This window comes from Streptomyces sp. NPDC029014, from assembly GCF_055564695.1.
Window position 1 is genome coordinate 111,293 of record NZ_JBVHVT010000011.1, and the last position, 23,745, is coordinate 135,037.

The window sequence follows — 23,745 nt, forward strand, 5'->3', positions numbered from 1 at the left end:
GTGGACGTGTCTCACATGCTGGCACAGCCAGCATTGATTGCGGAAATAGCTAGTCTTGTAGTGGGTGATCGGAGGTGCTTATCAGTGGCTGTGGGTAGTAGGGGAGCGAAGCAGGCGACGCTCGCACAACTGCGCGCGTTCGCCGCCGTCGCCGAACACCTGCACTTCCGGGATGCCGCCGCCGCCATCGGAATGAGCCAGCCCGCGCTCTCCGGCGCCGTCTCCGCACTGGAGGAGGCCCTCGGCGTCCAGCTGCTGGAGCGCACCACCCGCAAGGTGCTGCTCTCCCCGGCCGGCGAGCGGATCGCGACCCGCGCCCGCGCCGTCCTCGACGCCATGGGCGCCCTGCTGGAGGAGGCCGAGGCGGTACGCGCCCCCTTCACCGGCGTCCTGCGCCTCGGGGTGATCCCCACGGTCGCCCCCTACCTGCTGCCGACCGTGCTCGGCCTGTTCCACCGCCGCTACCCGGGCATGGACCTCCAGGTGCACGAGGAGCAGACGTCGTCGCTGCTGGACGGGCTCGCCGCCGGACGACTCGACCTGCTGCTGCTCGCCGTACCCCTCGGGGTGCCCGGGGTCACCGAACTCCCGGTGTTCGACGAGGACTTCGTCCTGCTCGCCCCCCGCGAGCACCCGCTGGCCGGGCGCCGGGACATCCCGCGCGAGGAACTGCGCGGCCTGCAGCTGCTGTTGCTGGACGAGGGCCACTGCCTGCGCGACCAGGCCCTGGACATCTGCCGGGAGGCAGGGCGGACCGACGGCGCCGACGTCACCACCACCGCCGCCGGGCTGTCCACCCTCGTCCAGCTGGTCGCGGGCGGCCTCGGAGTCACCCTGCTGCCGCGCACCGCGCTGCGGCTGGAGACCGCCCGCAACGAGTACCTGGCCACCGGGTACTTCGCCGAGCCCGCGCCCTCCCGGCGGATCGCGCTCGCCATGCGGACCGGCACCGCCCGGCAGGAGGAGTTCCGGGCCATCGCGGCCGCGCTGCGCGAAGCCGTGCGCCCGCTCCCGGTGTGGCCCGCCGAGTAGTCGGACCGCCGGGAACGGGCGTGCGTACGGCGCCGGCCGGCGCGCCGGTCACTCGGTGCGCAGACCGTCCGGGCGCATCATCCGCAGCAGCGGCGGCAGGCTGAGCAGGGTCACCACGGCGACGGTGGCGGCCCCGATGCCGGCCATCCCCGCGACCGAAGCCCAGTCGATGCGGACGGGTACGTCGGTCATCCGCATCAGCACCGCCCCGAGCGTGAGGCCGATGACGGTGGCCAGGGCCAGGCCGAGCAGGACCGGCAGGGCCGTCTGCCAGAGCACCGACAGGCCGAGCGTCGAGCGCCTGGTACCGAAGGCGACCAGGGCGGCCAGCAGCTTCCGGCGCTCGCGCAGCTGCTCCAGCTGGGACACCAGCAGGCTGGCGCCGATCAGGACGAGGACCAGGGTGGCGCCGATGAACAGGCCGGTCCGGATGGAGCCGAGCTCGGGGGCCGTCCGGGTCGACTGGAGGGTCATCACGGTGGCCAGTGGGTCGGCCTTGTAGGCCGCCGTCCGGGCCAGCTCCATCGCGTCCGGCGTGCCCGGGTCCAGGGTGATGTACACCTGGGCGGAGCCGTAGCGCTGCACCTTCGGGGCGGCGGACGGGGTGACCAGCAGGCCGCTGCGCGTCGAGCCGACCGGGTCCTTGCGGGCCTGCGCCGGGCGGGTGGAGGCGGGCACGGTCCAGACGGTGGGCGGCGGGCCGTCGGGGTCGTGGAGGTTCCCCGTGTACAGCTTCTCTCCGGGAGCCGCGGTGGCCCGCTCGCCGCGCACGGTGGTGCCGCCCGTCAGGGCGAAGGCATCGCCGTCGCGGCAGGAGGGCAGCACGGCGACCTCGCCGAGGGCGGCGCACGTGCCGATGGTGAGCTGGATCGGGTCGGACTCCGCGTCAGCCGGGTCGGCGGCGGCCGAAGTCGAGGCCAGCGGGACGGACTTGGTGATGCCCCTGGTGCCGGCCACCGCCCTGCCGAGGGCGTCGACCCGGTCCTCGGTGCCGGAGCGGGTGAGGATCGACAGCGAGGCCCGGCCCGGGTCCTGGCCGGTCTCCTCGGAGTAGTCGCGCTCGACGCCGGCGAAGAGCATCTGCAGGGCGATGGCCCCGGCGACCGCGACCGCGATGCCGCCGACCAGCCGGGCGGCGGTGCCGCTGGTGAGCTGGAGCCGGCGCAGGGCCAGCTGCCAGGAGACCGGTCCGGCCCCGCCGGACAGGCCGACGGCCCGCTCCAGCAGCCAGGGCAGCAGGGCGGTGATGCCGACGAGGAGCAGCACCACGCCGGCGGACACCTGCCACTGGTTGAACCGGCCGGACCCGTTGCCGCGGCCCACCATCGGGACCAGCAGGCCGAGTCCGGCCGGCGGCAGCAGCAGCCGCCACCACAGGCGGCGCCGGACCGGGGCGGCCGAGCGCACCACGCCCAGCGGCTCGATGACCGCGCCCCGCAGCGCGAACAGGGTCACGAGGACGGCCGCGGCCGGGACGGCGACGGCGACGACCAGGGCCAGCGGCCAGGCCGGGGCGAGGTCGGCGGGGAAGAGGCTGCGGTCCTGGAGGCTGACGTACGGGGTGAGCCGGCGGGCGGCGAGGAAGAACCCGGCGCCCAGGAGCAGGCCGGCCACCGCGCCGGCGAGCGCCTCCCCGGCGGCGATCCGTCGGGTCATCCGGCCGTCCGCGCCGACCAGGCGCAGGGCGGCGAGGCGCTGGTCGCGGCGGTCGCCGCCGAAGCGGACGGCGGCTGCGACGAACACGGCCACCGGCACCAGCAGGGCGGTGAACATGACGAGCACGAGCAGGGCCAGGACCGGGTCGAGGGGCTGGGCCTCCAGGGTGTTCTCGAAGGCGGTGATCCGCTGGACGTAGGGGCTGTCCGCCTCCTGGGAGAGCCGGTCGGTGCCCGCGTAGTAGTAGAGCTCGCCCGGTCCGACGAGTCCGGCGTCGCCGATGACGGCCGTGACCCGCCCGTCGAGGCGCTCCCGCAGCAGCTTGCCGGCGTCGCTCTTCAGCAGCCGGTCGAGGGCGGGGGAGACGGCCAGCTCGCCGGGGCCCGGGTACTTCTTCAGCCCGGGCGCGAGCGGCGCGTCGGGGCCCTCGGGTTGGACCAGGCGCCCGTTCACGTCGTCCGAGCGGTAGGTCATGTTCCCGGAGGCGATCAGCAGGGTGTTGCGCCCGGGCCGGTCGGCGGTGTGGGAGGTGATCGTCTCGCGGGCGTCGCCGCGCGCGTCGCGGGCCGCCATCGCGGCGGGCACGGCGGTGGTGCCCAGCAGCAGGGCGACGCCGAGGCCGACGCCCACACCGGTCAGGAGGGTGCGCGTCCAGCCCTCGCGGCCGCCGCCGACGGCGAACCGGACGCCCATGGCCAGGTCGCGGGCCCAGGTCCGGAGCAGGTTCATACGATCCGCTCCATGTCGCGGGAACGGCCGTCACGGACGACGATCTCGCGGTCGGAGTACGCGGCCACCCGGGTCTCGTGCGTGACGAGGACGACGGCGGTGTTGGCGGCCCGGGCGGACTCGGTCAGCAGCTGCATCACGAGCTCGCCGTTGAGGGAGTCGAGGGCGCCGGTGGGCTCGTCCGCGAAGACCACCCGCGGGCCGGTGACCAGGGCGCGGGCCACGGCGACGCGCTGGCCCTGGCCGCCGCTGACCTCGCCGGGGCGCTTGCGGGCCAGGTCGTCGACCTGGAGCTGCTCCATCCAGTGCAGGGCGGTCCGCTCGGCCTCCCGGCGCTTGACGCCGGTCAGCCGCAGCGGCAGGGCGACGTTCTCCACGCAGGTCAGCTCGGGCACGAGGCGGCCGAACTGGAAGACGAAGCCGAAATCCGTGCGGCGCAGGGCGCTGCGCTCGGCGTCGTTCATCGCGGTCAGCTCGCGGCCCGCGTAGGTGATGGAACCGGAGTCGGGCGTCAGGATGCCGGCCAGGCAGTGCAGCAGGGTGGACTTGCCGGAACCGGAGGGGCCCATGACGGCGACGACCTCGCCGGGGTGGATGGAGAACCCGGCGCCGTCCAGGGCGTACGTGGCCCCGTACGCCTTGCGGAGGTCCGTGGCGGCGAGCAGGGAGCCGGCGGGGGTCACCGGGCCACCTCCTGCCGGAGCCGGTCGAGGCGGGCGGCGGTGAGCTCCAGCCACCGCAGGTCGGCTTCGAGGTGGAACAGGGCGTGGTCGCAGACCAGCTGGTCGGCGAGGTCCCCCTTGCGCTTGCGCTGGGTCAGGGTGCGCATCAGCCGCAGGTGCTCGGCGCGCTGGGTGTCCAGCAGGTCGGCGGCGCTGCGGCCGGTCAGGAGCGCGAGGACGACCTTGGTGTAGAGGGTGGACTGGAGGTAGGGCTCGGGCTTCTCGGGCTGCGCGAGCCAGGCCGAGACGTCGGTGACGCCGGCGTCGGTGATGGCGTACCGCTTGCGGTCGGGGCCGCCGCCCGCCTCGATCCCGTCGACCTCGACGAGGCCGTTCTTCAGGAGGCGGGACATGGTCGAGTAGACCTGCCCGTAGGCGAGCGGGCGGTCGTGGCCGAACTTCTCGTCGAAGGCGCGCTTGAGGTCGTAGCCGTGCCGGGGGCCGGCCTCCAGGAGGCCGAGGAGCGTGTGACCGATGGACATGCCCAGGACTATACATCCGGTGTATACGCGGTGTGTATACATGGGGTGCAGAGGTGGGCGCCGCCCCGTCCTGCGGCCATTCGAAGGGACTTGGCGCCCGGAGGCGGCGGCTCGGCGCCGGCTCCGGGAGCGGCTGGCACTTTGTGGGCACTGATCCCGTTTTCGCGGGTCCCCGTTCCGGCCCTGATCCGGCCGTTCCGGCCCAGCTCCGGCCACCGGCCTCGTACCGGCCGCGTTCCGGCGGCCCCGTCTCCCGAAAGGCGCACCATGCACGCACCTCCCGCGGACACCCCCGCGCTCCCGCCGCAGCAGTCCGCCGCACCGGCGCGGACGGACGGCCGGCCGACCCCGGCCGCCGCCGCGTCCGCCGGTCGGTCCGCACCCCCGTGGTGGACGTGGGCGGTGGCCTCCGGGCTCTTCCTCCTCTACGCGACGCTGTCGCTGCGCACCCACGAGCGGCTGCACTCGCACAGCTTCGACCTGGCGATCTTCGAACAGGCCGTCCGCTCCTACGCGGCGGGGCACCTGCCGGTCTCCGAGGTCAAGGGGCCGGGCTTCCCCCTGCTCGGCGACCACTTCTCCCCGGTCCTGGCCCTCCTGGCCCCGGCGTACTGGGTCTGGCCGTCGGCCCGCACCCTGCTGCTGGCCCAGGCGGCCCTCGTCGCGGTGAGCACGCTGCCGTTGATGCGCTGGGCGCACCGGGCGCTGGGCGCCGCCGCGGGGGTGGTGGTCGGGCTCGTCTACGGGCTCTCGTGGGGCATCGCGAGCGGGGTCGGCTTCGACTTCCACGAGTGGGCCTTCGCCGTCCCGCTGCTGGCCTGCTCCCTGGTCGCGCTGGGTCAGGGGCGGCTGCGGGCGGCCGTGCTGTGGGCGCTGCCGCTGCTGCTGGTGAAGGAGGACATGGGGCTCACCGTCGCCGTGATCGGGCTGCTGGCCGCGTGGCGCGCCGGCAAGGGGGGACGCCGGCTCGGTATCGCCGCCGCTGTGGCCGGGGTGGTGTGGCTGATGCTGGCGATGCTGGTGGTGCTGCCCGCGCTCAACCCGAGCGGCACGTACTTCTACGCCGGCTTCCTCGGCGGCGGGGACGGCGACGGCGGTGCGGGCGGCGGCCCCGGGCAGCTGCTGTACAAGGCCACGCTCGGGCTCGTCACCCCCGACACCAAGGTGATGACGCTGGTGCTGCTGCTGGCGCCGACGCTGTTCCTGGCCCTGCGCTCACCGCTGGTCCTGGTCGCGGTGCCGACCCTGCTGTGGCGGGCGGTCTCCGACTACGAGCCGCACTGGGGGACCGGCTACCACTACTCCCTCACCCTCATGCCCATCGTCTTCGCGGCGTTCGTCGACGCCCTCCAGCGGCGCGGCACCACCGCTGCCGGCCTGCGCCGCTACCTGCTGGGCGCGGCCGGCGTGTGCCTCCTGCTGCTGCCGAGCCACTCGCTGGGCCAGCTGTTCCGGCCGTCCTTCTGGGCGACCGATCCCCGGGTCGCCGTGGTGCACCACGTGATGGACCGGATCCCGGACGGCGCCACCGTCCAGGCCTCCGACCACCTCGTCCCGCACCTGGTCCACCGGACGAGCGTCAGCCTGTTCGGCTGGCCCGACAGCCGACCGAACCCCGCGTGGATCGTGGTGGACACGCGGGTCCCGGACGAGCTGCGCTGGCCGCTGAGCATCCGCGACGAGGCCCTCGCGCTCGCCGGGGCCCGCAGCCGCGGCTACCGCACCGTGGCCGAGGAGGGCGGTGTCGTCCTGCTCGGCCGCACCCGTTGACCGCGGCGGGCTGTCGGGCTGCCGCGGCTGCCGGGCCGGTCGGCACCGGCCGCGGCCCTCAGGGCCGCGGCCCGGACCGGGGCCGGCCGCGCGGCGGGATCGGGGCCGCCCCGCCCGGGAGCCGGCCGGTCTCCGCCAGCGCGCGCCGCAGCAGGAACTCGATCTGCGCGTTGGCGCTGCGCAGTTCCTCGCCGGCCCAGCGCGCGAGGGCCTCGTACACCTGCGGGTCGAGCCGCAGCAGCACCTGCTTGCGCTCCTGCCGTCCGGCGCGCGCGGCCCGCTTCGGCGCGGGCCCGTGCCCGTGCCCGGGCCCCGCGGCCTCCGCCTCGCCGGACGAGCTCACTGGTAGAGGGTGCCGGTGTTGACGACGGGCTGGGCCGCGCGGTCCCCGCAGAGGACCACCATCAGGTTGGAGACCATGGCGGCCTTGCGCTCGGGGTCCAGCTCCACGATGTCCTCCTCCTGCAGGCGGGTCAGGGCCAGTTCCACCATCCCGACCGCGCCTTCGACGATCTGCTTGCGGGCCGCCACGACCGCGCCCGCCTGCTGGCGCTGGAGCATCGCGGAGGCGATCTCCGGAGCGTACGCGAGATGCGTGAAGCGCGACTCGATGATCTCGACGCCGGCCGCGTCGACCCGCGCCGCGAGCTCCAGGGCCAGCTTCTCGGTGATCTCCTCGGCGTTGCCGCGCAGCGACAGGCCGCCCTCGTCGTGGGCGTCGTAGGGGTACTCGATCGCGATGTGCCGGACCGCCGCCTCGGCCTGGGTCTCCACGAACTCGGCGAAGTCCTCCACCTCGAAGTTGGCGCGCGCCGTGTCCTGGACCCGCCACACCACGACCGCGGCCAGCTCGATCGGGTTGCCGTAGGCGTCGTTGACCTTCATGACGGCCGTCTCGTGGTTGCGCACGCGGGTGGATATCGAGCTCCGCGAGGTCAGCGGGTTCACCCAACGCAGGCCGTCCGTGCGGACGGTCCCGCGGTAGCGGCCGAAGAGCTGCACCACACGCGCCTCGCCCGGCGAGACCGTGTTCAGCCCGCTCATCGCGACCAGCGAGACGACCACCAGCAGGATCCCGGGCACGATCAGGCCGAGGTGCCGCACGCCGGTCTCCCCGGCGGCGCCCAGGGCGATCAGCAGCACCCCCGCGGCCGCCCCCGCCAGCCCGAGCAGGAGGGCGAGTCCGCCGCCCACGCTGCGCGCCGGGAACTCCCGTACGCCCGTCTCGACCCGTGCCGCTTCTGTCATGACATGCCCCCGTTCCCATGGGTCCGATCGATCGGACGCCCTAGCAAAGTGATATCACTTTTCGGGGTCACCGCAACCCTCCGGGGCGTACGAGCGTCGGTTCCCTTGACGTGGGTGCTGATTCTCACGTCCGAATTGAACGGTTTTGTTCATACTTGGCAAACCTTTGCCACAACCTGCGGTGTTAGCTTTTTCAGCTGACGTCGGGGGGGAATTCGAGCGGAGCGGGAGCGATGGGCCGAGCAGAAGCGCGTAAAGCGCAGCAGCAGCGCACCGCGCGGCGGTCGCCGCGCGGGCGCGCCAGCGGAAAGGGGCAGGCCGGCAAGCGCACCGGCATACGCCGCTTCCTCAACTGGAAGACGATCCTGGGGACTTTCTTCGGGATGATCCTGCTCGGCATGGCCGCACTCGTCGGCCTGTACTTCTACGTGGACCCGCCGAACCCGAACGCCGAGGCGATCCAGCAGAGCAACACGTACAAGTACGCCGACGGCAGCCTCATGGCCCGGGTCGGTGAGATGAACCGCGAGATCGTCCCGATCGAGAAGGTCCCGAAGGAGATCCAGACCGCGTTCATCGCCATCGAGAACAAGTCCTTCTACGAGGACCGCGGCGTCGACTTCATGGGCGTGGCCCGCGGCCTGGTCCGGACGGCCACCGGCAAGGGCGCCGCGGGCGGTTCGACGATCACCCAGCAGTACGTCAAGAACTTCTACCTGACGCAGGACCAGACTCCCACGCGCAAGCTCAAGGAGCTGGTGATCTCCCTCAAGGTCGACCAGAAGATGACCAAGGACGAGATCCTCGCGGGCTACCTGAACACCAGCTACTTCGGGCGCGGTGCCTACGGCATCCAGGCCGCCTCCCAGGCCTACTACAACACCGACGTCGAGAAGCTGACGCTGGAACAGGGCGCCTACCTCGCGGCCCTCCTCCAGGCCCCCAGCGACTACGACTGGGCGACCGCCAGCCAGAAGGGCAAGGAACTCGTCACCGTCCGCTTCAACGGCGTCTTCCAGAACATGGTCGAGATGGGCGCGCTGGACGAGGCCAAGCGCCAGACGCTGAAGTTCCAGGAGCCGGTCAAGCCCAAGCCCGCCCCGGGCCTGGACGGCCAGAAGGGCTACCTGAAGCAGGCCGCCGACGCCGAGCTGCGCCGCCAGACCGGCATGACCGCCGCCGAACTCCAGGCGGGCGGCTGGGAGATCGTCCTCAACATCGACCCGAAGAAGCAGAAGGCCCTGGAGACGGCCGTCAAGGACGAGCTGGAGTCGAAGCTCGACCGCAAGAACCGGCCCGTCGACGCGGCCGTGCAGGCCGGCGCCACCTCCGTCGACCCGAAGACCGGCGCGATCGTCGCCATGTACGGCGGCACCGGCCTGTCCGACCACTGGGCGAGCAACGCCCTGCGCACGGACTTCCAGCCGGGCTCGACGTTCAAGCCGGTCGTGCTGGCCTCCGCCCTGGAGAACAAGGCCCTCACCCAGGACAAGAAGCCGATCACGCCGAACGCGCTGTACGACGGCACCAGCAAGCGCGCGGTCGTGGGCAGCAGCGTCCCGTTCAACCCGCAGAACCAGGACGACAGGAACTACGGCACCCCGATGATGTCGGTGCAGGAGGCCACCAACTTCTCGGTGAACTCCGTGTACGCCCAGATGATCGTCGACGTGAAGCCGCCGAACGCGAAGAAGACGGCCCTCGAGCTCGGCATGAAGGACCGTCAGGGCTGGCCCGAGGACAAGCCGGCCATGTCGCTCGGCACCATGAGCGCCAACACCCTTGAGATGGCGGGCGTCTACGCGACCCTCGACAACCACGGCAAGAAGGTCACCCCTTCGATCATCAAGAGCGCCGAGCACGCCGAGCGCGAGTTCAAGAAGCCCGAGTCCGGCCAGCAGGTCCTCAGCCGCGAGACCGCCGACACCGTCACCAAGGTCCTCACGGGCGTCGTCAACGACGGCTCCGGCAAGGCCGTGCGCAGCTCCGCGTACGAGGCCGCCGGCAAGACCGGTACCACCGAGTCGAACGTGGCCGCCTGGTTCACCGCGTACACGCCCGAGCTGGTGACCGTCGTCGCGATGTTCGGTGAGGAGCCGGGAACCGCCAAGCAGACCACCCTGACCGGTACCGCGGGCGGCGGACGCGCCGGCGGCTCCAGCTTCCCGGCGGAGATCTGGAAGGCGTACACGCTGGCCGCGCTCAAGGGCGTGGACACGGCGAAGTTCGACCTGTCCGAGGCGGACATGGGTCCCGTGCAGCTGCCGTCGCGCAGCACCTCCCCGTCGGCCTCGGCGAGCACGACCAGCCCGTCGCCGAGCTCCAGCCAGGTCTCGCCCAGCCCGGACCCGAGCAAGGTCTCGCCGAACCCGGACCCGAGCAAGAGCAGCGGCAAGCCGGACCCGACCAAGAGCGGCACGGTGAAGCCGGACCCGACGAAGAGCGGCGCGACCCCGCCGATCCAGCCGCCGTTCGGCCAGCAGAACCCGTAGGCCGCACGCCCCACGCGAAGGACCGCCGCCCCGCAGCTCACGAGCTGCGGGGCGGCGGTCCTTCCGGGCGGTGCGGGGGCCGTCGCGCGGGCCGGGCGCGGCCCTGACGGCCCGGGCCCCTGGGCGGTGCCCCGGCCGGTCCCCGGGCGGTCGAGCAGGCTTCAGACGGCCCTCAGCGGGCCCTCAGTTGCCTCAGCGGCGCTCAGCGGGCCCTCAGCGGCGGTCGTGGCCGCCCGGCAGCGAGAGCTCGAACCAGACCACCTTGCCGCTGCTCAGCCGGGTCGCACCCCAGCGCCGGGCCATCCGGTTGACGAGGAACAGGCCGCGGCCGCCCTCGTCGGTCTCCCGGGCCCGCCGCTGGCGCGGCAGTTGCGGGGAGTCGTCGCCGACCTCGCAGCGCAGCACGTCCGTCCGCAGCAGCCGCAGCGTCACCGGCCGCTCCGCGTACCGCACCGCATTGGTGACCACCTCGCTGACCAGCAGCTCCACCGAGTCCTCGAGCTCCTCCAGGCCCCAGCGGGCCAGCGCCCGACGGGCGAACCGGCGGGCCCGCCCCGGGGCGGTCTCCTCCGGGTCGAGGAACCAGTACGCCACGTCGCTGGGCGCGATCCCGTCGAAGCGGGCCGCGAGCAGCGCGATGTCGTCGTCCCGGTCGCCGGGGCCCAGCATGTCGAGGACGTCGTCGCAGAGCGCCTCCAGCGGCGGCGGGTGGTCCAGCCCGGTCAGCTGGGCGGTGGTGGCCAGCCGCTCGCGGAGCTGCTCGATGCCGGTCCACACGTCCCGCAGCCGGGACTCCACCAGCCCGTCGGTGTAGAGCAGCAGCGTGGCCCCGGCCGGGGCGTCCAGCTCCACGGCCTCGAAGTCGACGCCGCCGACGCCGATGGGCGCGCCCGGGGGCACCCGGAGCACCTCGGCGCGGCCGCCCAGGTGCAGCAGCACGGGCGGCGGGTGGCCGGCGTTGGCGATGGTGATCCGGTGCGACACCGGGTCGTACACGGCGTACATGCAGGTCGCCATGCGGTCGGAGCCCAGCCGCTGGGCCTGCTCGTCCAGGTGGTGCAGCACCTCGGCGGGCGGCAGGTCCAGCTGCGCCAGGGTCTGCGCGGTGGTCCGCAGCTGGCCCATGATCGCGGCAGAGGTCATGGAGTGGCCCATGACGTCGCCGACGACGAGCGCGACCCGGCTGCCCGGCAGGGGTATGGCGTCGTACCAGTCCCCGCCGACCCGGGCGGTCTCGGCCGCCGGCAGGTAGCGGGAGGCCAGCCGGACCCCGGTGGGCTGGGGCAGGCTGTGCGGCAGCATGGTGCGCTGGAGCTCGTCCGCGATGTACGCCTCGCGGCCGTACAGGACGGCCTTGTCGATGCCGAGCGCGGTGTGCGTGGCCAGCTGGGCGGCGACCAGCAGGTCGTTCTGCTCGAACGCGGGCCGCTCCGGGCTGCGCAGGAACACGGCGGCGCCGATCACCCGGCGGCGGCCGCGCAGCGGCGCGAGGACGGCCCTCCGGCCGCGCGGTACGGGGTGCTCCGCGCCCAGCAGCTCCGGCAGCGCGTCCTGCGCGCCCTCGGAGGACGCGAAGACGGGCCGGACGCCGCGCAGCACCTCGGCGAGCGCCCCGCCGGGCAGGATCTCGCACAGCTCGGCGGCGGGCAGGTCGCCCTGCGGGCCGACCAACGGCAACTGGCTGAAGTCGAGCTCCCCGGCGCCCCCCGCGGCACCGGCGCCCTCGGCTCCGGTCAGGTCGTCGATCGGCCGGAGCCGGTCGGTGCGGCGCAGCCTTAAAACGACCGGTCCGACGGGCCGTTCGTCGCCGACCGGCAGGGGATCGCGCAGGTAGACGAGGATGGCGTCGGAGAACGTCGGCACGGTGGCCCGGCACAGGCCGAGCACGATCTCGTCGAGGTCGATGCCGCGCGCGATGCGGCGCGTGGCGGCGCCGACGAACCGCAGCCGGTCGCCCTCCCGGCGGGCGAGGGCCCCCTCGACGCTGCCGACGGAGGGCACCGCGCCGCCGGCCGCCGCCCGGTCCCCGGTCCCGGCCGGGTCCCGGACGTCGGGCGCGCCGGTCTGCGGGGTGCCCTCCGGGTCGGCGGGGTCGACCGGGTCGACGAGGTCGACGGGATCGAGGCCGGCGGTGGCCGTGCCGGTGCTGCTGGCTCCGCTCTTGCTGCCCTTGCCGTGCTTGGTGCTCCTGCCGCCGGCGGTGTCCGTACCGCCGGTGTCGGCCGCGCGGCTGCGTACTCCGTCCGGTATGGCGCCCCCTGCTGCTGCCGCCGCTGCCGCGGCCGTTGCCGCCTGCGCGGCCGGCCGCTCTTCCCCCGCGCGTTCGGGGCGGGCCGCTGCGGCGGTCCGGGCGGCCTCGGAGTCCCGCGTGCGGCCGCGCCGGCGCCGGGTCCGCGGGGCGGCCTGCGCCGCCGGGCGGCCCTCCTCGCGGGCGGGTGCGGCCGCGGGGTCCGGACCGGGGGCCGCCCCGCCGTCGCGGGGCCGTGGTACGTCCGGGCCGGGGCCGGGGGTGTCCGCGTGCGCGCGTACGGGGTCGGCGCCGGGTCCGGCCGCACCGCGCACGCCCTCGGCGGCCGGGGCGGGAGCCTTCCCGTGGCCCAGCTCGTCCGTGCACCCGCCGGGGACCGTGGCGGGGGCCCGCCCGTCCGCGGCACCGGCGGCAGCGGAGGCGGAGGTGGCGGAGGAGGGCGTGCCGGGGCCGCCCTGGGCCGGTGCCGCGGCGGCTGCGGCAGGCTGCGGGCCCTCCTGCGAGGTGGGGTACTCCGTCACGCGTGGCATTCCGTCCGTTTGCGCTCGATGTGCGCTGCACTCAACTCGGTCAGTCGCGGTATACCCGCTCAGCGGCGGGGACACCATCGCCCCGCGGTTCCTCCCCAAACTTCGTCAGGGGGACGCCCGCCCCGACTTCGTCCGCGGGGACCCCCACCCGCACGTTACCCTCTCGCCCCGGCGTTGACCTCCAGTCAATTTCCGCGTCCGGCACGAGATTTACGGAAGTGCGGCAGGGCGCGGCACCCGCGCGCGACCTTGCGGAGGGAGATATTACGGTTCAACCCCCGGGGCGCATCAAGGGTCTCATGAGGTCATGTGCGCCGGAGTGCGGTCCCAGTCCGCCGGCAGGGCCGGAACGCCCCAGGCAGGATCGGGCCGCCAGCCCTCCCACCCGTCCGAGAACGGAGCCCCCCACGCCTTGACGACCTCCAGGGCCTGCTGCCCGGCCTCCTGCACGCGCCGCGCCTGACCGGCGTCCAGCAGGCCCACCCGCTGCGCCTGCGCGAACTCGTCCTCGTCGCGCCACTTCCACGTGCGGTCCGGGTAGACGGAGATGTCGAGGAAGTGGTCGACGGAGTCGATCCCGCCCGTCCAGCGCGACCGCGGCTCCTCGAGGTTGACGTACCAGTTCTTGAACCGCCAGCCGTGCTCCCAGAACAGCCACACCGACCACGGGTCCCCGGGCCGGGCCAGCTTCAGCACGCCCGTGCCGAACCAGCGGGAGCGCGCGGTGGTGCGGGGCGCGGTGTAGCGGGTGGCGAGCGGCTCCTCGTGCACGGGGGTGCCGTCGGCGAGCACCGGCTTGACGCACTCGGTGCCGGGCGCCATCCACACCGCCAGCAGCTCCGCCGTGTCCTGCACCACGGTCACCGGGCGGCAGATGTGGACCGCGCCCGTCAGGCCCGGGGCGTGGTCGCGGTACCGCCAGAGGATCTGCGTCCCCGGCCGCCAGCGCTCGCCCTGTGCTTCGCCGCCCCCGCGGCCTGAGGTACCTGTCATGCGCAGATATTAGGGCTGGGGCCCCTGTGCTCGCTGCGGTGCAGGTCACGGAGGGGTTCGGGGGCGGGAAACGACCGGATCCGGCCCCTGTCCGGAACCGTTTCAGGGCCGGGTCATCCGCAGGACGTCGAGGGCCTCGTCGAGCTGCTCCAGGGTCAGGTCGCCCCGGTCGACGTAGCCGGCCTCCAGGACGACCTGCCTGATCGTCTTCCGCTCGGCGAGGGCCCGCTTGGCGACCTTGGCGGCCTCCTCGTAGCCGATGTACCGGTTGAGCGGGGTGACCACGGAGGGGGAGGACTCGGCGTACTCCCTGGCCCGGGCCACGTTGGCGGTGATCCCGTCGACGGTGCGGTCGGCGAGCAGGCGGCTCGCGGAGGACAGCAGGCGGATCGATTCGAGCAGGTTCCGGGCCATCACGGGGAGCATCACATTGAGCTCGAAGTTGCCCGCGGCGCCCGCCACCGCGACCGCGGTGTCGTTTCCGGTCACCTGCGCGGCGATCATCAGCACGGCCTCGGGGACGACCGGGTTGACCTTGCCGGGCATGATCGAGGACCCCGGCTGGAGATCCGGGAGGTTGATTTCGGCCAATCCCGTACGCGGTCCGGAGGCCATCCAGCGCAGGTCGTTGCAGATCTTCGTGAGGGAGACGGCGATGGTGCGGAGCATGCCCGAGGTCTCCACCAGCGCGTCCCGGGCGCCCTGGGCCTCGAAGTGGTCGCGGGCCTCTGTCAGCGGCAGCCCGGTCGCGGCGGCCACCTCGGCGATCACGGAGGCGGAGAAGCCGGCCGGGGTGTTGATCCCGGTGCCCACCGCGGTGCCGCCCAACGGCAGTTCGGCCAGCCGGGGCAGGGCCGCCTCCAGCCGCTCGATGCCGTAGCGGACCTGGGCGGCGTACCCGCCGAACTCCTGGCCCAGGGTGACCGGCGTGGCGTCCATCAGGTGGGTCCGGCCCGCCTTGACCACCTCGGCGAAGGCGGCGGCCTTGCGCTCCAGGGCGAGTTCGAGGTGGCGCAGGGCGGGGACGAGGTCGTGGGTGACGGCGGCGGTCGCGGCGATGTGGATGGACGACGGGAACACGTCGTTGGAGCTCTGCGAGGCGTTGACGTGGTCGTTGGGGTGGACGTCGCGGCCGAGCCGCTCGGCGGCCAGGGTGGCGATCACCTCGTTGGCGTTCATGTTGGACGAGGTCCCGGACCCCGTCTGGAACACGTCCACGGGGAAGTGGTCGTCCCAGCGGCCGTCGGCCACCTCGGCCGCGGCCGCGACGACGGCCGCGGCGAGCTCGCGGTCGAGCACCCCAAGCTCCGCGTTGACCGTGGCCGCGGCGGCCTTGATCCGGGCGAGCGCCTCGATGTGGGCGCGCTCCAGGCGCTGCCCGGAGAGCGGGAAGTTCTCCACCGCGCGCTGGGTCTGGGCCCGCCACTTGGCGTGCGCGGGGACCTTCACCTCACCCATCGAGTCGTGCTCGATGCGGTGCGGCCCCGCCTGGTCCCGGGTGGCGTCGTGCTGATCGTTCGTCATGTTCGTGGCCTCCTCGAAAAGTTGAGCAACCGACTTGTAGGAAGTGTTCCCCTCTCCCCTGCCGGGCAGTAAATACCGGCGGTAACGCCGATCTCGGCGATGCGTACATGACATGTGTGGGCAGGGCGCCCAAGCTCAGATGTACCGTCGCCGCCGTCGCGGCGTTCGCGGCCGCCCTCGGAGGCGTCACCGCCGTCACCCCCCTGGCCCACGCGGCCGCCCCGGCGGCCGGCTCCGGCGCCGTCAGCGGCGCTGTCACCGGCGCCGTCACCCCACTGCCGCCCGAACTGGAAGCCGTCCGGGCGGCCGAGGCCACCAGGATCTACGGCGACCCAACGACGACCTGCAGTTCGGCCCCGTCATGACCGACTGCGTCACCCGCCGGGTGCTCGGCCAGGGCGCCTGCGAGCCGAAGTACGCCCCCGGCTGGCAGGCCCGCGTGGACGGGCTGCGGCCAGGTCGAGGCCACGGTCGCCGACCCGAAGACGGTCATGCGCGCCGCCGGCTACGCCGACTCCGCCTACGAGCTCGTCGTCATGGGCTACCCCAGCCCCATCGGCCCCGACTCCTACGACAACCCGGGCTTCCCCGGGAAGCTCCCGGGCGGCTGCGCCGGCTGCGACTCCGACGCCGCCTGGGGCCGCAACCACGCCGTGCCCGCCTTCGAGAAGGGCGTACGGGAGGCCGCCCGTGCCTCCGGAGCCCTGTACCTGGACAACTCGCGGCTCTTCCACGGCCACGAGGTGTGCAGGGAGGACACCTGGGCCCGCGGCCTCTACCTGGACCTCGGCGACCACTTCCCGTGGGACGAGAACACCGCCCGCCAGTCCTTCCATCCCGACCGGCGCGGCCACGGCGCGTTCGCGGCCTGCCTGACCCTGCTGTACGGCTCGGGCCTGCGCGAGGCCTCCTGCGCCGACCCGGCGTCCACCGGCACGCCCGTCCTCCAGGCCGGGGCCTGGGACGACCTGTACCGGCCGCTGCGGAACGGGGCCACCGGCATCTGCCTCGACGCCGACGGCGGCTCCAGCGCCAACGGCACCGAGGTCATCGGCTGGGACGGCCACGGCGGCCGCAACCAGGGCTGGTGGTACGACCCGGCGGGCGCGGCCGTCCACGGGTACGCCCCCCCCCACACCCGGCCGGACGACTCGGCCGGGTGTCCCTACCCGCGCAGCGGCGGCAGCGGGGCCGAGGCCACCTCGAAGCCGCCGCCGGTCACCGTCGCGAACGGCGCCGGGGCCATGCAGGTGCCGACGCGGGCGAGGATCGGGTCACGGCCCGGGTCCAGGTCGGCGATGCCCCAGGAGAAGCCCAGCCGGTCGGGCGCGCCGTGCCGGCCGTCCTGCACGCTGATGCCGATCCGCTCCCCGACCGTACCGACGTTCGACTTCGTCACGACCGCCGTGAGGGTGGCCACCCCGTCGCCGGTCATCAGGCAGTCGACCTCGGCCTCCGACGTCCCGACGCTGCCGTCGAACGACCGCTGGTGGTAGACGGTGACCTTCCCCTTCGCGTCCACGGGCGTCCCCGGCTGCGGCTTCCCCTCGATCGTGACCGGCCGGGTGTACGGCGCCGCCTCGGCGTCCACGCCGAACCGGATCACGTCGCCCTGCGGCGCGTACGAGAACAGCACCCGCGCCGTGCCGTGCACGGCGGCGGCGCGCGGCGCGGAGGCCGGCGCGGGCGCCGCGAGAACCAGCGCACCGACGGTGCCGAGCGCGGCGGCGGACAGGACCATGCTGCGGATCTTCATTCGAACTCCCTCGACCAGGTGCTCCGTTCGCTTGCGGAACAAGCCTGGCCGCGGCCCCGGCCGGCAGCCATCTGCCGATCGGCCGGACCTCCGGGGGAGGCCGTACGCCGATCGGCAGAGCAGGGGCGGGGGAGGGAGGGAGGCGAGCGGGCTAGCGGTCGTTGATGTACGCGCGGATCTCACGCGGCCGGTTGGTGATGATCGTGTCCACCCCGAGCCGCAGGCACAGCTCGACGTCCTCGAACTCGTCCACCGTCCACACCCGCACCCGCAGCCCCTTGGCACGCAGCCGCGCCACCAGCCCCGGATCCCGGCGCACCAGGTCGATGCCCGGCCCGGCGTGCCCCGCGAACGGCGGCCGCGGCGGCCGCACGGCCCGCTCGATCAGGTACACGGCCGGCAGCCCGGGCGCGAGCCGGTTCATCCTGACCAGCGCGTTCCGCGAGAAGCTCATCACCTCGACGCGGCCGTCGGCGCCGTCGGCGAGCCCGTGGTCCCTCAGCACGCGCACCAGCTCGGCCTCCAGCCGGCCGCCGGCCCGGCTGGGGTGCTTGGTCTCGACGGCCAGCCCGACGGGCCGGTCAGCGGCCAGCGCCTCCTTGAGCAGGTCCTCGAAGAGCAGCACCTGCGCCCCGCGGTGCTCCTCGCCCTTCCAACCGCCGAAGTCGAGCGCGGCGAGCTGCTCGTACGTCATCGCGGAAACGACCCCGCGCCCGTCGGAGGTGCGCTCCACCGTCCGGTCGTGCACGCACACCAGCCGTCCGTCGGCGGTCAGCCGCACATCGCACTCCAGCGCGTCCGCGCCGTCGGCGATGGCCTGCCGGTACGCGGCGAGGGTGTGCTCGGGGTGCTCGTGGGAGGCCCCGCGGTGGGCGATGACCCGCACGTCGCGGGCGGTGGGGAGCAGCTGTGTCATAGGGGAGACGTTAACCGGCTGCGACGGAGCCGCCGGTACCGCACCATCCACACGTGGCCGAACACCAGATGACACTCCACCCCACCCCACCCCCTGCCCCCCACTGCCGCCCCGGCGCCCGGTCCCCGGAGCGCGTGACGACGCCGGTCACGGTGGAGTCGGGAACCGGAACTGCTCGGGTGCGGTTTCGGCCGGGGGACGCACTGAGCCCCCGGCGGGGCCGGGGGCTCAGTGCGGATGTGGGGCCGCCAGCGGTCAGGCGAGGCCCGGGCCGCGGACCGGGATGTGGGTGAAGGTCGGTTCCGGGGCCGGGTTCTGGAAGAAGTCGTTGCCCTTGTCGTCCACGACGATGAACGCCGGGAAGTCCTCGACCTCGATCTTCCAGACCGCCTCCATGCCGAGCTCCTCGTACTCGACGACCTCGACCTTCTTGATGCAGTCCTGGGCCAGCCGGGCCGCCGGGCCGCCGATCGAGCCGAGGTAGAAGCCGCCGTGCGCGCCGCAGGCGTTGGTCACCTGCTGGGAGCGGTTGCCCTTGGCCAGCATGACCTTGGAGCCGCCCGCCGCCTGGAACTGCTCGACGTACGAGTCCATGCGGCCGGCCGTGGTCGGGCCGAAGGAGCCCGAGGCGTAGCCCTCGGGGGTCTTCGCCGGGCCGGCGTAGTAGACCGGGTGGTCCTTGAGGTACTGCGGCATCTCCTCGCCCGCGTCCAGCCGCTCCTTGATCTTCGCGTGGGCGATGTCGCGCGCCACGACCAGCGGGCCGGTGAGGGAGAGGCGGGTCTTGACCGGGTGCCGGGACAGCTCGGCCAGGATGTCGTCCATCGGCTGGTTGAGGTCGATGGTGACGACTTCGCCGCCCGAGAGGTGGTCGTCCGTCGTCTCCGGGAGGAAGCGGGCCGGGTCGCGCTCCAGCTGCTCCAGGAAGACGCCCTCGGCGGTGATCTTCGCGACGGCCTGGCGGTCGGCGGAGCAGGACACCGCGATGGCCACCGGCAGCGAGGCGCCGTGGCGCGGCAGGCGCACCACGCGCACGTCGTGGCAGAAGTACTTGCCGCCGAACTGGGCGCCGATGCCGATCTTCTGGGTGAGCTCGAAGACCTGCTGCTCCAGGGCCTCGTCGCGGAAGCCGTGGCCCAGGGCGGAGCCCTCGCGGGGCAGCTCGTCCAGGTAGTGCGCGGAGGCGTACTTGGCGGTCTTCAGCGCGTGCTCGGCCGAGGTGCCGCCGACGACGATCGCGAGGTGGTACGGCGGGCAGGCGGCCGTGCCGAGCGAGCGGATCTTCTCCTCCAGGAACTTCATCATGGAGGCCTCGTTGAGGACCGCCTTGGTCTCCTGGTAGAGGAAGGACTTGTTGGCGGAGCCGCCGCCCTTGGCCATGAAGAGGAACTTGTACGCGCCGCCGTCGGTCGCGTACAGCTCGATCTGCGCGGGCAGGTTCGAGCCGGTGTTCTTCTCCTCCCACATGGTCAGCGGGGCCATCTGCGAGTAGCGCAGGTTCAGGTTCGTGTACGCGTCGTAGATGCCGCGGGAGAGCGCTTCCTCGTCGCCGCCCTCCGTGAGGACGTTCTGGCCGCGCTTGCCCATGACGATCGCCGTGCCGGTGTCCTGGCACATGGGCAGGACGCCGGCGGCCGCGATGTTCGCGTTCTTGAGGAGGTCCAGGGCGACGAACTTGTCGTTCGCGGAGGCCTCGGGGTCGTCGATGATCCGCCGCAGCTGCGCGAGGTGGGCCGGGCGCAGGAAGTGCTGGATGTCGTGGATGGCCTCCTCGGCGAGCTTGCGCAGCGCCTCGGGCTCGACCTTGAGGAACGTACGGCCGTCGGCCTCGAAGGTCGAGACGCCCTCGGAGGTCACCAGCCGGTACGGCGTGGAGTCCTCGCCCAGGGGCAGCAGGTCGGTGTACGCAAACTCTGGCATGACGGCAGTCATCCTCACTCGGGCGGACAGCGCTGACGACCGATTTGGCAGCGCGGTCAACCAGCGTAGGACCTCCCCGTGGGGATGTGTCTGTGAGGTAAGGCTCACCAGCGACTATCGCGATCTATCGTGTCTCGCTATGCTGGTCGACGTGGACATGGAAAAGCACCCCGCAGACCCTGCCGCCGCCACGGCCCCGGCCGCGCCCGCCACCGCCCCGGCCGTGACGCCGCCCGCGCCCGCGCCTGCGTCCGCGGCCCCCGTCGCCGGCGGCCTGCGCGCCTCCGACGCCGACCGCGACCGGATCGCGCAGATCCTGTCCGACGCGCTCGCCGAGGGCCGGCTGACCGCGGACGAGCACTCCGAGCGCCTGGACTCCCTGTACGCCCTGAAGACCGTCGCCGAGCTGGACGTCCTGGTACGGGACCTGCCCGCGCCCGGCGGCTCCCCGGCGTCGTCCGCGTACGCGACCGGCACCGCGGGCCGCGCCCCGGCCGGACCGGCCGGCCTGCCCGGCAACGCCGAGACGGTGGTCGCGGTGTGCAGCAGCTCCGCCCGCAAGGGGCGGTGGCGGCCGGCCGCGCAGACCCGGGCGGTCTCCGTCATGGGCGACATCACCATCGACCTCACCGAGGCCGTCTTCGAACAGCAGGTCACCGAGATCAACGTGGCGTGCGTGCTCGGGAACGTGGAGGTCCTGGTCCCGGAGAACGTCACCCTGCGCGGTCACGGCAGCGGCGTCCTCGGCAACTTCGAGGTCCACGGTGAGGGACGCCCGGGCACGGACCCGAACGCCCCCGTGGTGATCATCCGCGGCTTCGCCCTGCTGGGCAACATCGAGGCCCGCCCCAAGTTCGGCTCCCGCCTGGTCGACCTGGCCCACAAGCTGCAGAAGCGGCTGCAGGGATAACCGCGCGGCCGCCCCGCCATCCCCGCCGGGCGCCCGCACGCCTTCGGCCCGCCACCGGATGACTCCGGGCGCCCACCCGGGGTGGAGGCGGAGTTCCTCCAGGGGTGCGGCCGCGCCGGAGCTGCATCGGGTTTCGGTCGACTTTTCCCGCAGCGCCGGGCGCGCCGCACGCAGTGCATAGGGGCGCGTACAGCGGGTAGGGACAGGTGCATCGTCTCTCGCTTGCGTATCCGTCGTCAGGAGTAGACCGTGCAGCATCCGCCGCATCAGTCCCTGCAGGTAGCCGCCGTACCGACCCTTCAGGCACGTCCGGCCGCCGTGCCGAAGGCGCGGGTGCCCGCACGGGAGGATGACGGCCCATGGCACGCGGAGGCGGTGTGCCGGCGGGACGAGGCGGGACTGTTCTTCGCCCCGTCCAAGGAGCCCACGGCGGCCCGGCTGTCCCGTGAGGAGGCGGCCAAGCGGGTCTGCGCCCGCTGTCCGGTGATGGTCGCCTGCCGCGAGCACGCCCTGCTCCAGCCCGAGCCGTACGGGGTGTGGGGCGGGCTCACGGCGGCGGAGCGCCGGGTGGTGCTGGCCCGGCGGCGGCGCCGGGCGGCGGAATTGCGCCAGGCGGCGCCGGGCGCCGGGCCGATAGCCGCCGCGGGCTGAGACCCGTACGCGCGCATGCGAGAGGGGCGGTCCCGCCGCACACGGGAACCGCCCCTCTCGCTGTGCCGGCACGGTCGCCGGCCGGGTGCGCTCGAACCCGGCGGCCCGGATCCGGGGCCCCTGACCGGGCCCCGGGTCCGGGATCCGGGATCCGGATCCGTACTCCTACTTCGCGCGGTCGAAGTCGATGGCGCTGTACGCGCGCAGCTTCGACAGGCGGTGGGTCGAGTCGATCTGCCGGATCGTGCCGGACTTCGAGCGCATGACCAGGGAGGACGTGGTCGCGGTCTCCGAGCGGTAGCGGACGCCGCGCAGCAGCTCGCCGTCCGTGATGCCGGTGGCGACGAAGAAGACGTTGTCGCCGGACACCAGGTCGTTGGTGTGCAGGACGCGGTCCAGGTCGTGGCCCGCGTCGATGGCCTTCTGCCGCTCGGCGTCGTCCTTCGGCCACAACTTGCCCTGGATGACACCGCCCAGGCACTTGATGGCGCAGGCCGAGATGATGCCCTCGGGGGTGCCGCCGATTCCCATCAGCATGTCCACGCCGGTACCCTCGCGCACCGCCATGACCGAGCCCGCGACGTCGCCGTCGGAGATGAACTTGATCCGGGCGCCGGTCTCGCGGATCTCCTTGACGATGCCCTCGTGGCGGGGGCGGTCCAGGATGACCACGGTGACGTCCTCGACGGCCATGCGCTTGGCCTTGGCGACCCGGCGGATGTTGACCGACACGGGGGCGTTGATGTCGACGAAGTCGGCGGCCTCGGGGCCCGTGACCAGCTTGTCCATGTAGAAGACCGCGGAGGGGTCGAACATGGTGCCGCGGTCGGCGGCGGCCAGGACGGCGATGGCGTTCGGCATGCCCTTGGCGTTCAGGGTGGTGCCGTCGATCGGGTCCACGGCGATGTCGACCTCGGCGCCGGTGCCGTCGCCGACCCGCTCGCCGTTGTAGAGCATCGGGGCTTCGTCCTTCTCCCCCTCGCCGATGACGACGACGCCGTTCATCGAGACGGTGGAGATCAGGGTCCGCATCGCATTGACCGCGGCGCCGTCGGCGCCGATCTTGTCCCCGCGCCCGACCCACCGGCCCGCGGCCATCGCCGCGGCCTCGGTCACCCGGACGAGCTCCAGGGCGAGGTTGCGGTCGGGTGCCTCGGGGGCGACTTCGAGCTGGGGCGGCAGGTTGTGCTCGGTCATCGGAGCGCACCTTTCTGTACGACGACGGCCGGGAAGGTGAGGGTGCTCGAACTCTATCGCTACGTTGACAAACTGAGCAGGGCGGGTCACGTATGAGCGGATTATCGGTCGCCCGGTTGTCCTGAGCGGACGTCTTGCGGAGGGCGTGCGGAGGGTGCGCGGAGGGGTGTGCCGGGGCCCCGCGCCCGTGTGCCCGTGCGCCGCGCCCACCCCGGCGGTGATCGCCCGGGGCCATGGGGGACGATGGTGGCGTGGCAGGTATGAAAGGCAAGCAGACGGTCTGGGACATGGTCCGGTCACTGGCGGTGATCGGCATTGTCGTGGCGGGGATCTACATCTTCGTCCCGCACGACGACAAGGCCGATCCCACGCACGTGGTGGACTACCGCGTGGAGACGATCACGGCCCGGCGTGCGGCGCCGTACCCGGTCGGGGCGCCCGTGGGGCTGCCGGCCGAATGGCGGGCGACCTCGGTCACCTTCGACCGCAAGGACTCCCACGCCTGGCACCTGGGCTTCCTGGACCCCGACGGCCAGTACGTGGCCATCGAGCAGTCGAGTGACGTCTCGCCCAAGTACCTCGACAAGGTCACCCAGAGGGCGGCGGCCACCGGTGAGACCCAGCAGGTCGGCGACGCGGCGTGGGAGCGCTGGGACGGCGAGAAGTACGACGCCCTCGTACGGCGCGACCAGGGGCACGTCACCGTGGTGACGGGCACGGCCCCGTTCGAGGACCTCGGCAAGATGGCGGCGGCCCTGGAGTTCAAGCAGGGTCAGTGACGCCGGCGGTGCGCTTCGGGCCCCCGGCGTACTCCCGCGTACTCACGCGTACCCCTGCGCGCCCCGCGCACCCCACGGAGCGCGAAAAGGCCGTGGGGGGGGGGGGGGGGAGGGGGGGGAGGGCGCGGTGGGGCGGGTGGTTGTGCGGGGGCGGGCATGGGGTAGGAGCGTCATCGGTGTGCGTATTGTA

The 23,745-nt window shown here is 73.3% G+C and carries 18 protein-coding genes and 1 pseudogene; 8 read left to right on the top strand and 11 right to left on the bottom strand.

The window, feature by feature from the left end; all coding sequences use genetic code 11:
- Nucleotides 1-84 precede the first annotated feature (84 nt).
- Nucleotides 85-1,032 (top strand): hydrogen peroxide-inducible genes activator, encoded by a 948-nt coding sequence (locus ACZ4VL_RS08715; protein ID WP_468197392.1) that lies wholly within the window; start codon nt 85-87, stop codon nt 1,030-1,032.
- Between the two features lie 48 nt (nt 1,033-1,080).
- On the opposite strand, the gene ACZ4VL_RS08720 is transcribed toward ACZ4VL_RS08715, so the two are convergent.
- From ACZ4VL_RS08720 to ACZ4VL_RS08730, 3 genes are read right to left on the bottom strand one after another with little or no spacing between them, the layout of a single operon-like run.
- Nucleotides 1,081-3,417 (bottom strand): ABC transporter permease, encoded by a 2,337-nt coding sequence (locus tag ACZ4VL_RS08720; protein WP_468197394.1) that lies wholly within the window; start codon nt 3,415-3,417, stop codon nt 1,081-1,083.
- Nucleotides 3,414-4,100 carry an ABC transporter ATP-binding protein gene (locus ACZ4VL_RS08725; RefSeq protein WP_468197397.1) on the bottom strand — a complete coding sequence of 229 codons (687 nt, stop codon included), beginning with the start codon at nt 4,098-4,100 and terminating at the stop codon, nt 3,414-3,416. Before ACZ4VL_RS08725 ends, ACZ4VL_RS08720 begins: the two co-directional genes overlap by 4 nt.
- Nucleotides 4,097-4,621: a PadR family transcriptional regulator gene (locus tag ACZ4VL_RS08730; RefSeq protein WP_468197400.1), complete on the bottom strand. Its 525-nt coding sequence runs from the start codon at nt 4,619-4,621 to the stop codon at nt 4,097-4,099. Before ACZ4VL_RS08730 ends, ACZ4VL_RS08725 begins: the two co-directional genes overlap by 4 nt.
- Before the next feature lie 267 nt (nt 4,622-4,888).
- Here ACZ4VL_RS08730 and ACZ4VL_RS08735 point away from each other — a divergent pair, with 267 nt between their 5' ends.
- Nucleotides 4,889-6,391 carry a DUF2079 domain-containing protein gene (locus tag ACZ4VL_RS08735; RefSeq protein ID WP_468197402.1) on the top strand — a complete coding sequence of 501 codons (1,503 nt, stop codon included), beginning with the start codon at nt 4,889-4,891 and terminating at the stop codon, nt 6,389-6,391.
- Between the two features lie 58 nt (nt 6,392-6,449).
- On the opposite strand, the gene ACZ4VL_RS08740 is transcribed toward ACZ4VL_RS08735, so the two are convergent.
- Entirely contained in the window at nt 6,450-6,734 is a 285-nt protein-coding gene (locus ACZ4VL_RS08740) for a type II toxin-antitoxin system antitoxin (protein ID WP_468197404.1), read from the bottom strand.
- Nucleotides 6,731-7,639, bottom strand: coding sequence for an SPFH domain-containing protein (locus ACZ4VL_RS08745; protein ID WP_468197406.1), 909 nt, complete (start codon nt 7,637-7,639; stop codon nt 6,731-6,733). Before ACZ4VL_RS08745 ends, ACZ4VL_RS08740 begins: the two co-directional genes overlap by 4 nt.
- 233 nt (nt 7,640-7,872) lie before the next feature.
- On the opposite strand from ACZ4VL_RS08745, the gene ACZ4VL_RS08750 reads away from it, so the two are divergent.
- Nucleotides 7,873-10,131 carry a transglycosylase domain-containing protein gene (locus tag ACZ4VL_RS08750; RefSeq protein ID WP_468197408.1) on the top strand — a complete coding sequence of 753 codons (2,259 nt, stop codon included), beginning with the start codon at nt 7,873-7,875 and terminating at the stop codon, nt 10,129-10,131.
- A 213-nt stretch (nt 10,132-10,344) separates the two neighbouring features.
- Here the strand turns inward: ACZ4VL_RS08750 and ACZ4VL_RS08755 are convergent, their stop codons facing one another.
- The 3 genes from ACZ4VL_RS08755 to ACZ4VL_RS08765 form a co-directional block, all read right to left on the bottom strand.
- Entirely contained in the window at nt 10,345-12,693 is a 2,349-nt protein-coding gene (locus ACZ4VL_RS08755; RefSeq protein WP_468197439.1) for a SpoIIE family protein phosphatase, read from the bottom strand.
- Between the two features lie 513 nt (nt 12,694-13,206).
- Nucleotides 13,207-13,902 (bottom strand): cytidylyl-2-hydroxypropylphosphonate hydrolase, encoded by a 696-nt coding sequence (fomD, locus tag ACZ4VL_RS08760; RefSeq protein ID WP_468197411.1) that lies wholly within the window; start codon nt 13,900-13,902, stop codon nt 13,207-13,209.
- 102 nt (nt 13,903-14,004) lie between these two features.
- Nucleotides 14,005-15,426 (bottom strand): class II fumarate hydratase, encoded by a 1,422-nt coding sequence (locus tag ACZ4VL_RS08765; protein ID WP_468197414.1) that lies wholly within the window; start codon nt 15,424-15,426, stop codon nt 14,005-14,007.
- A gap of 116 nt (nt 15,427-15,542) precedes the next feature.
- Between ACZ4VL_RS08765 and ACZ4VL_RS08770 the strand changes: the two genes are divergently transcribed.
- Entirely contained in the window at nt 15,543-15,791 is a 249-nt protein-coding gene (locus tag ACZ4VL_RS08770; RefSeq protein WP_468197444.1) for a hypothetical protein, read from the top strand.
- Nucleotides 15,761-16,544: pseudogene (locus tag ACZ4VL_RS08775) on the top strand (RICIN domain-containing protein); the annotation flags it as partial. The gene ACZ4VL_RS08770 and the pseudogene ACZ4VL_RS08775, both read left to right, overlap by 31 nt.
- Before the next feature lie 789 nt (nt 16,545-17,333).
- Here ACZ4VL_RS08775 and ACZ4VL_RS08780 read toward each other — a convergent pair.
- Both ACZ4VL_RS08780 and ACZ4VL_RS08785 read right to left on the bottom strand, forming a co-directional pair.
- Nucleotides 17,334-18,098, bottom strand: a complete 765-nt coding sequence (locus tag ACZ4VL_RS08780; protein WP_468197417.1) for a glycerophosphodiester phosphodiesterase — start codon at nt 18,096-18,098, stop codon at nt 17,334-17,336.
- 255 nt (nt 18,099-18,353) lie between these two features.
- A complete protein-coding gene (locus tag ACZ4VL_RS08785; RefSeq protein WP_468197419.1) occupies nt 18,354-20,018 on the bottom strand; it encodes a fumarate hydratase in 1,665 nt (554 codons plus the stop codon).
- Between the two features lie 151 nt (nt 20,019-20,169).
- On the opposite strand from ACZ4VL_RS08785, the gene ACZ4VL_RS08790 reads away from it, so the two are divergent.
- Entirely contained in the window at nt 20,170-20,928 is a 759-nt protein-coding gene (locus ACZ4VL_RS08790) for a DUF1707 SHOCT-like domain-containing protein (protein WP_468197421.1), read from the top strand.
- 249 nt (nt 20,929-21,177) lie between these two features.
- Entirely contained in the window at nt 21,178-21,579 is a 402-nt protein-coding gene (locus ACZ4VL_RS08795; protein ID WP_404234190.1) for a WhiB family transcriptional regulator, read from the top strand.
- 165 nt (nt 21,580-21,744) lie between these two features.
- Here ACZ4VL_RS08795 and glpX read toward each other — a convergent pair whose 3' ends face one another.
- On the bottom strand, nt 21,745-22,776 hold the full coding sequence (gene glpX, locus ACZ4VL_RS08800; protein ID WP_468197424.1) for a class II fructose-bisphosphatase: 1,032 nt from the start codon (nt 22,774-22,776) through the stop codon (nt 21,745-21,747).
- Nucleotides 22,777-23,036: 260 nt separating this feature from the next.
- Here glpX and ACZ4VL_RS08805 point away from each other — a divergent pair, with 260 nt between their 5' ends.
- Complete coding sequence (locus tag ACZ4VL_RS08805; protein ID WP_468197442.1) at nt 23,037-23,555, top strand: DUF4245 domain-containing protein; 519 nt, start codon at nt 23,037-23,039, stop codon at nt 23,553-23,555.
- The last annotated feature ends 190 nt before the right edge of the window (nt 23,556-23,745 follow it).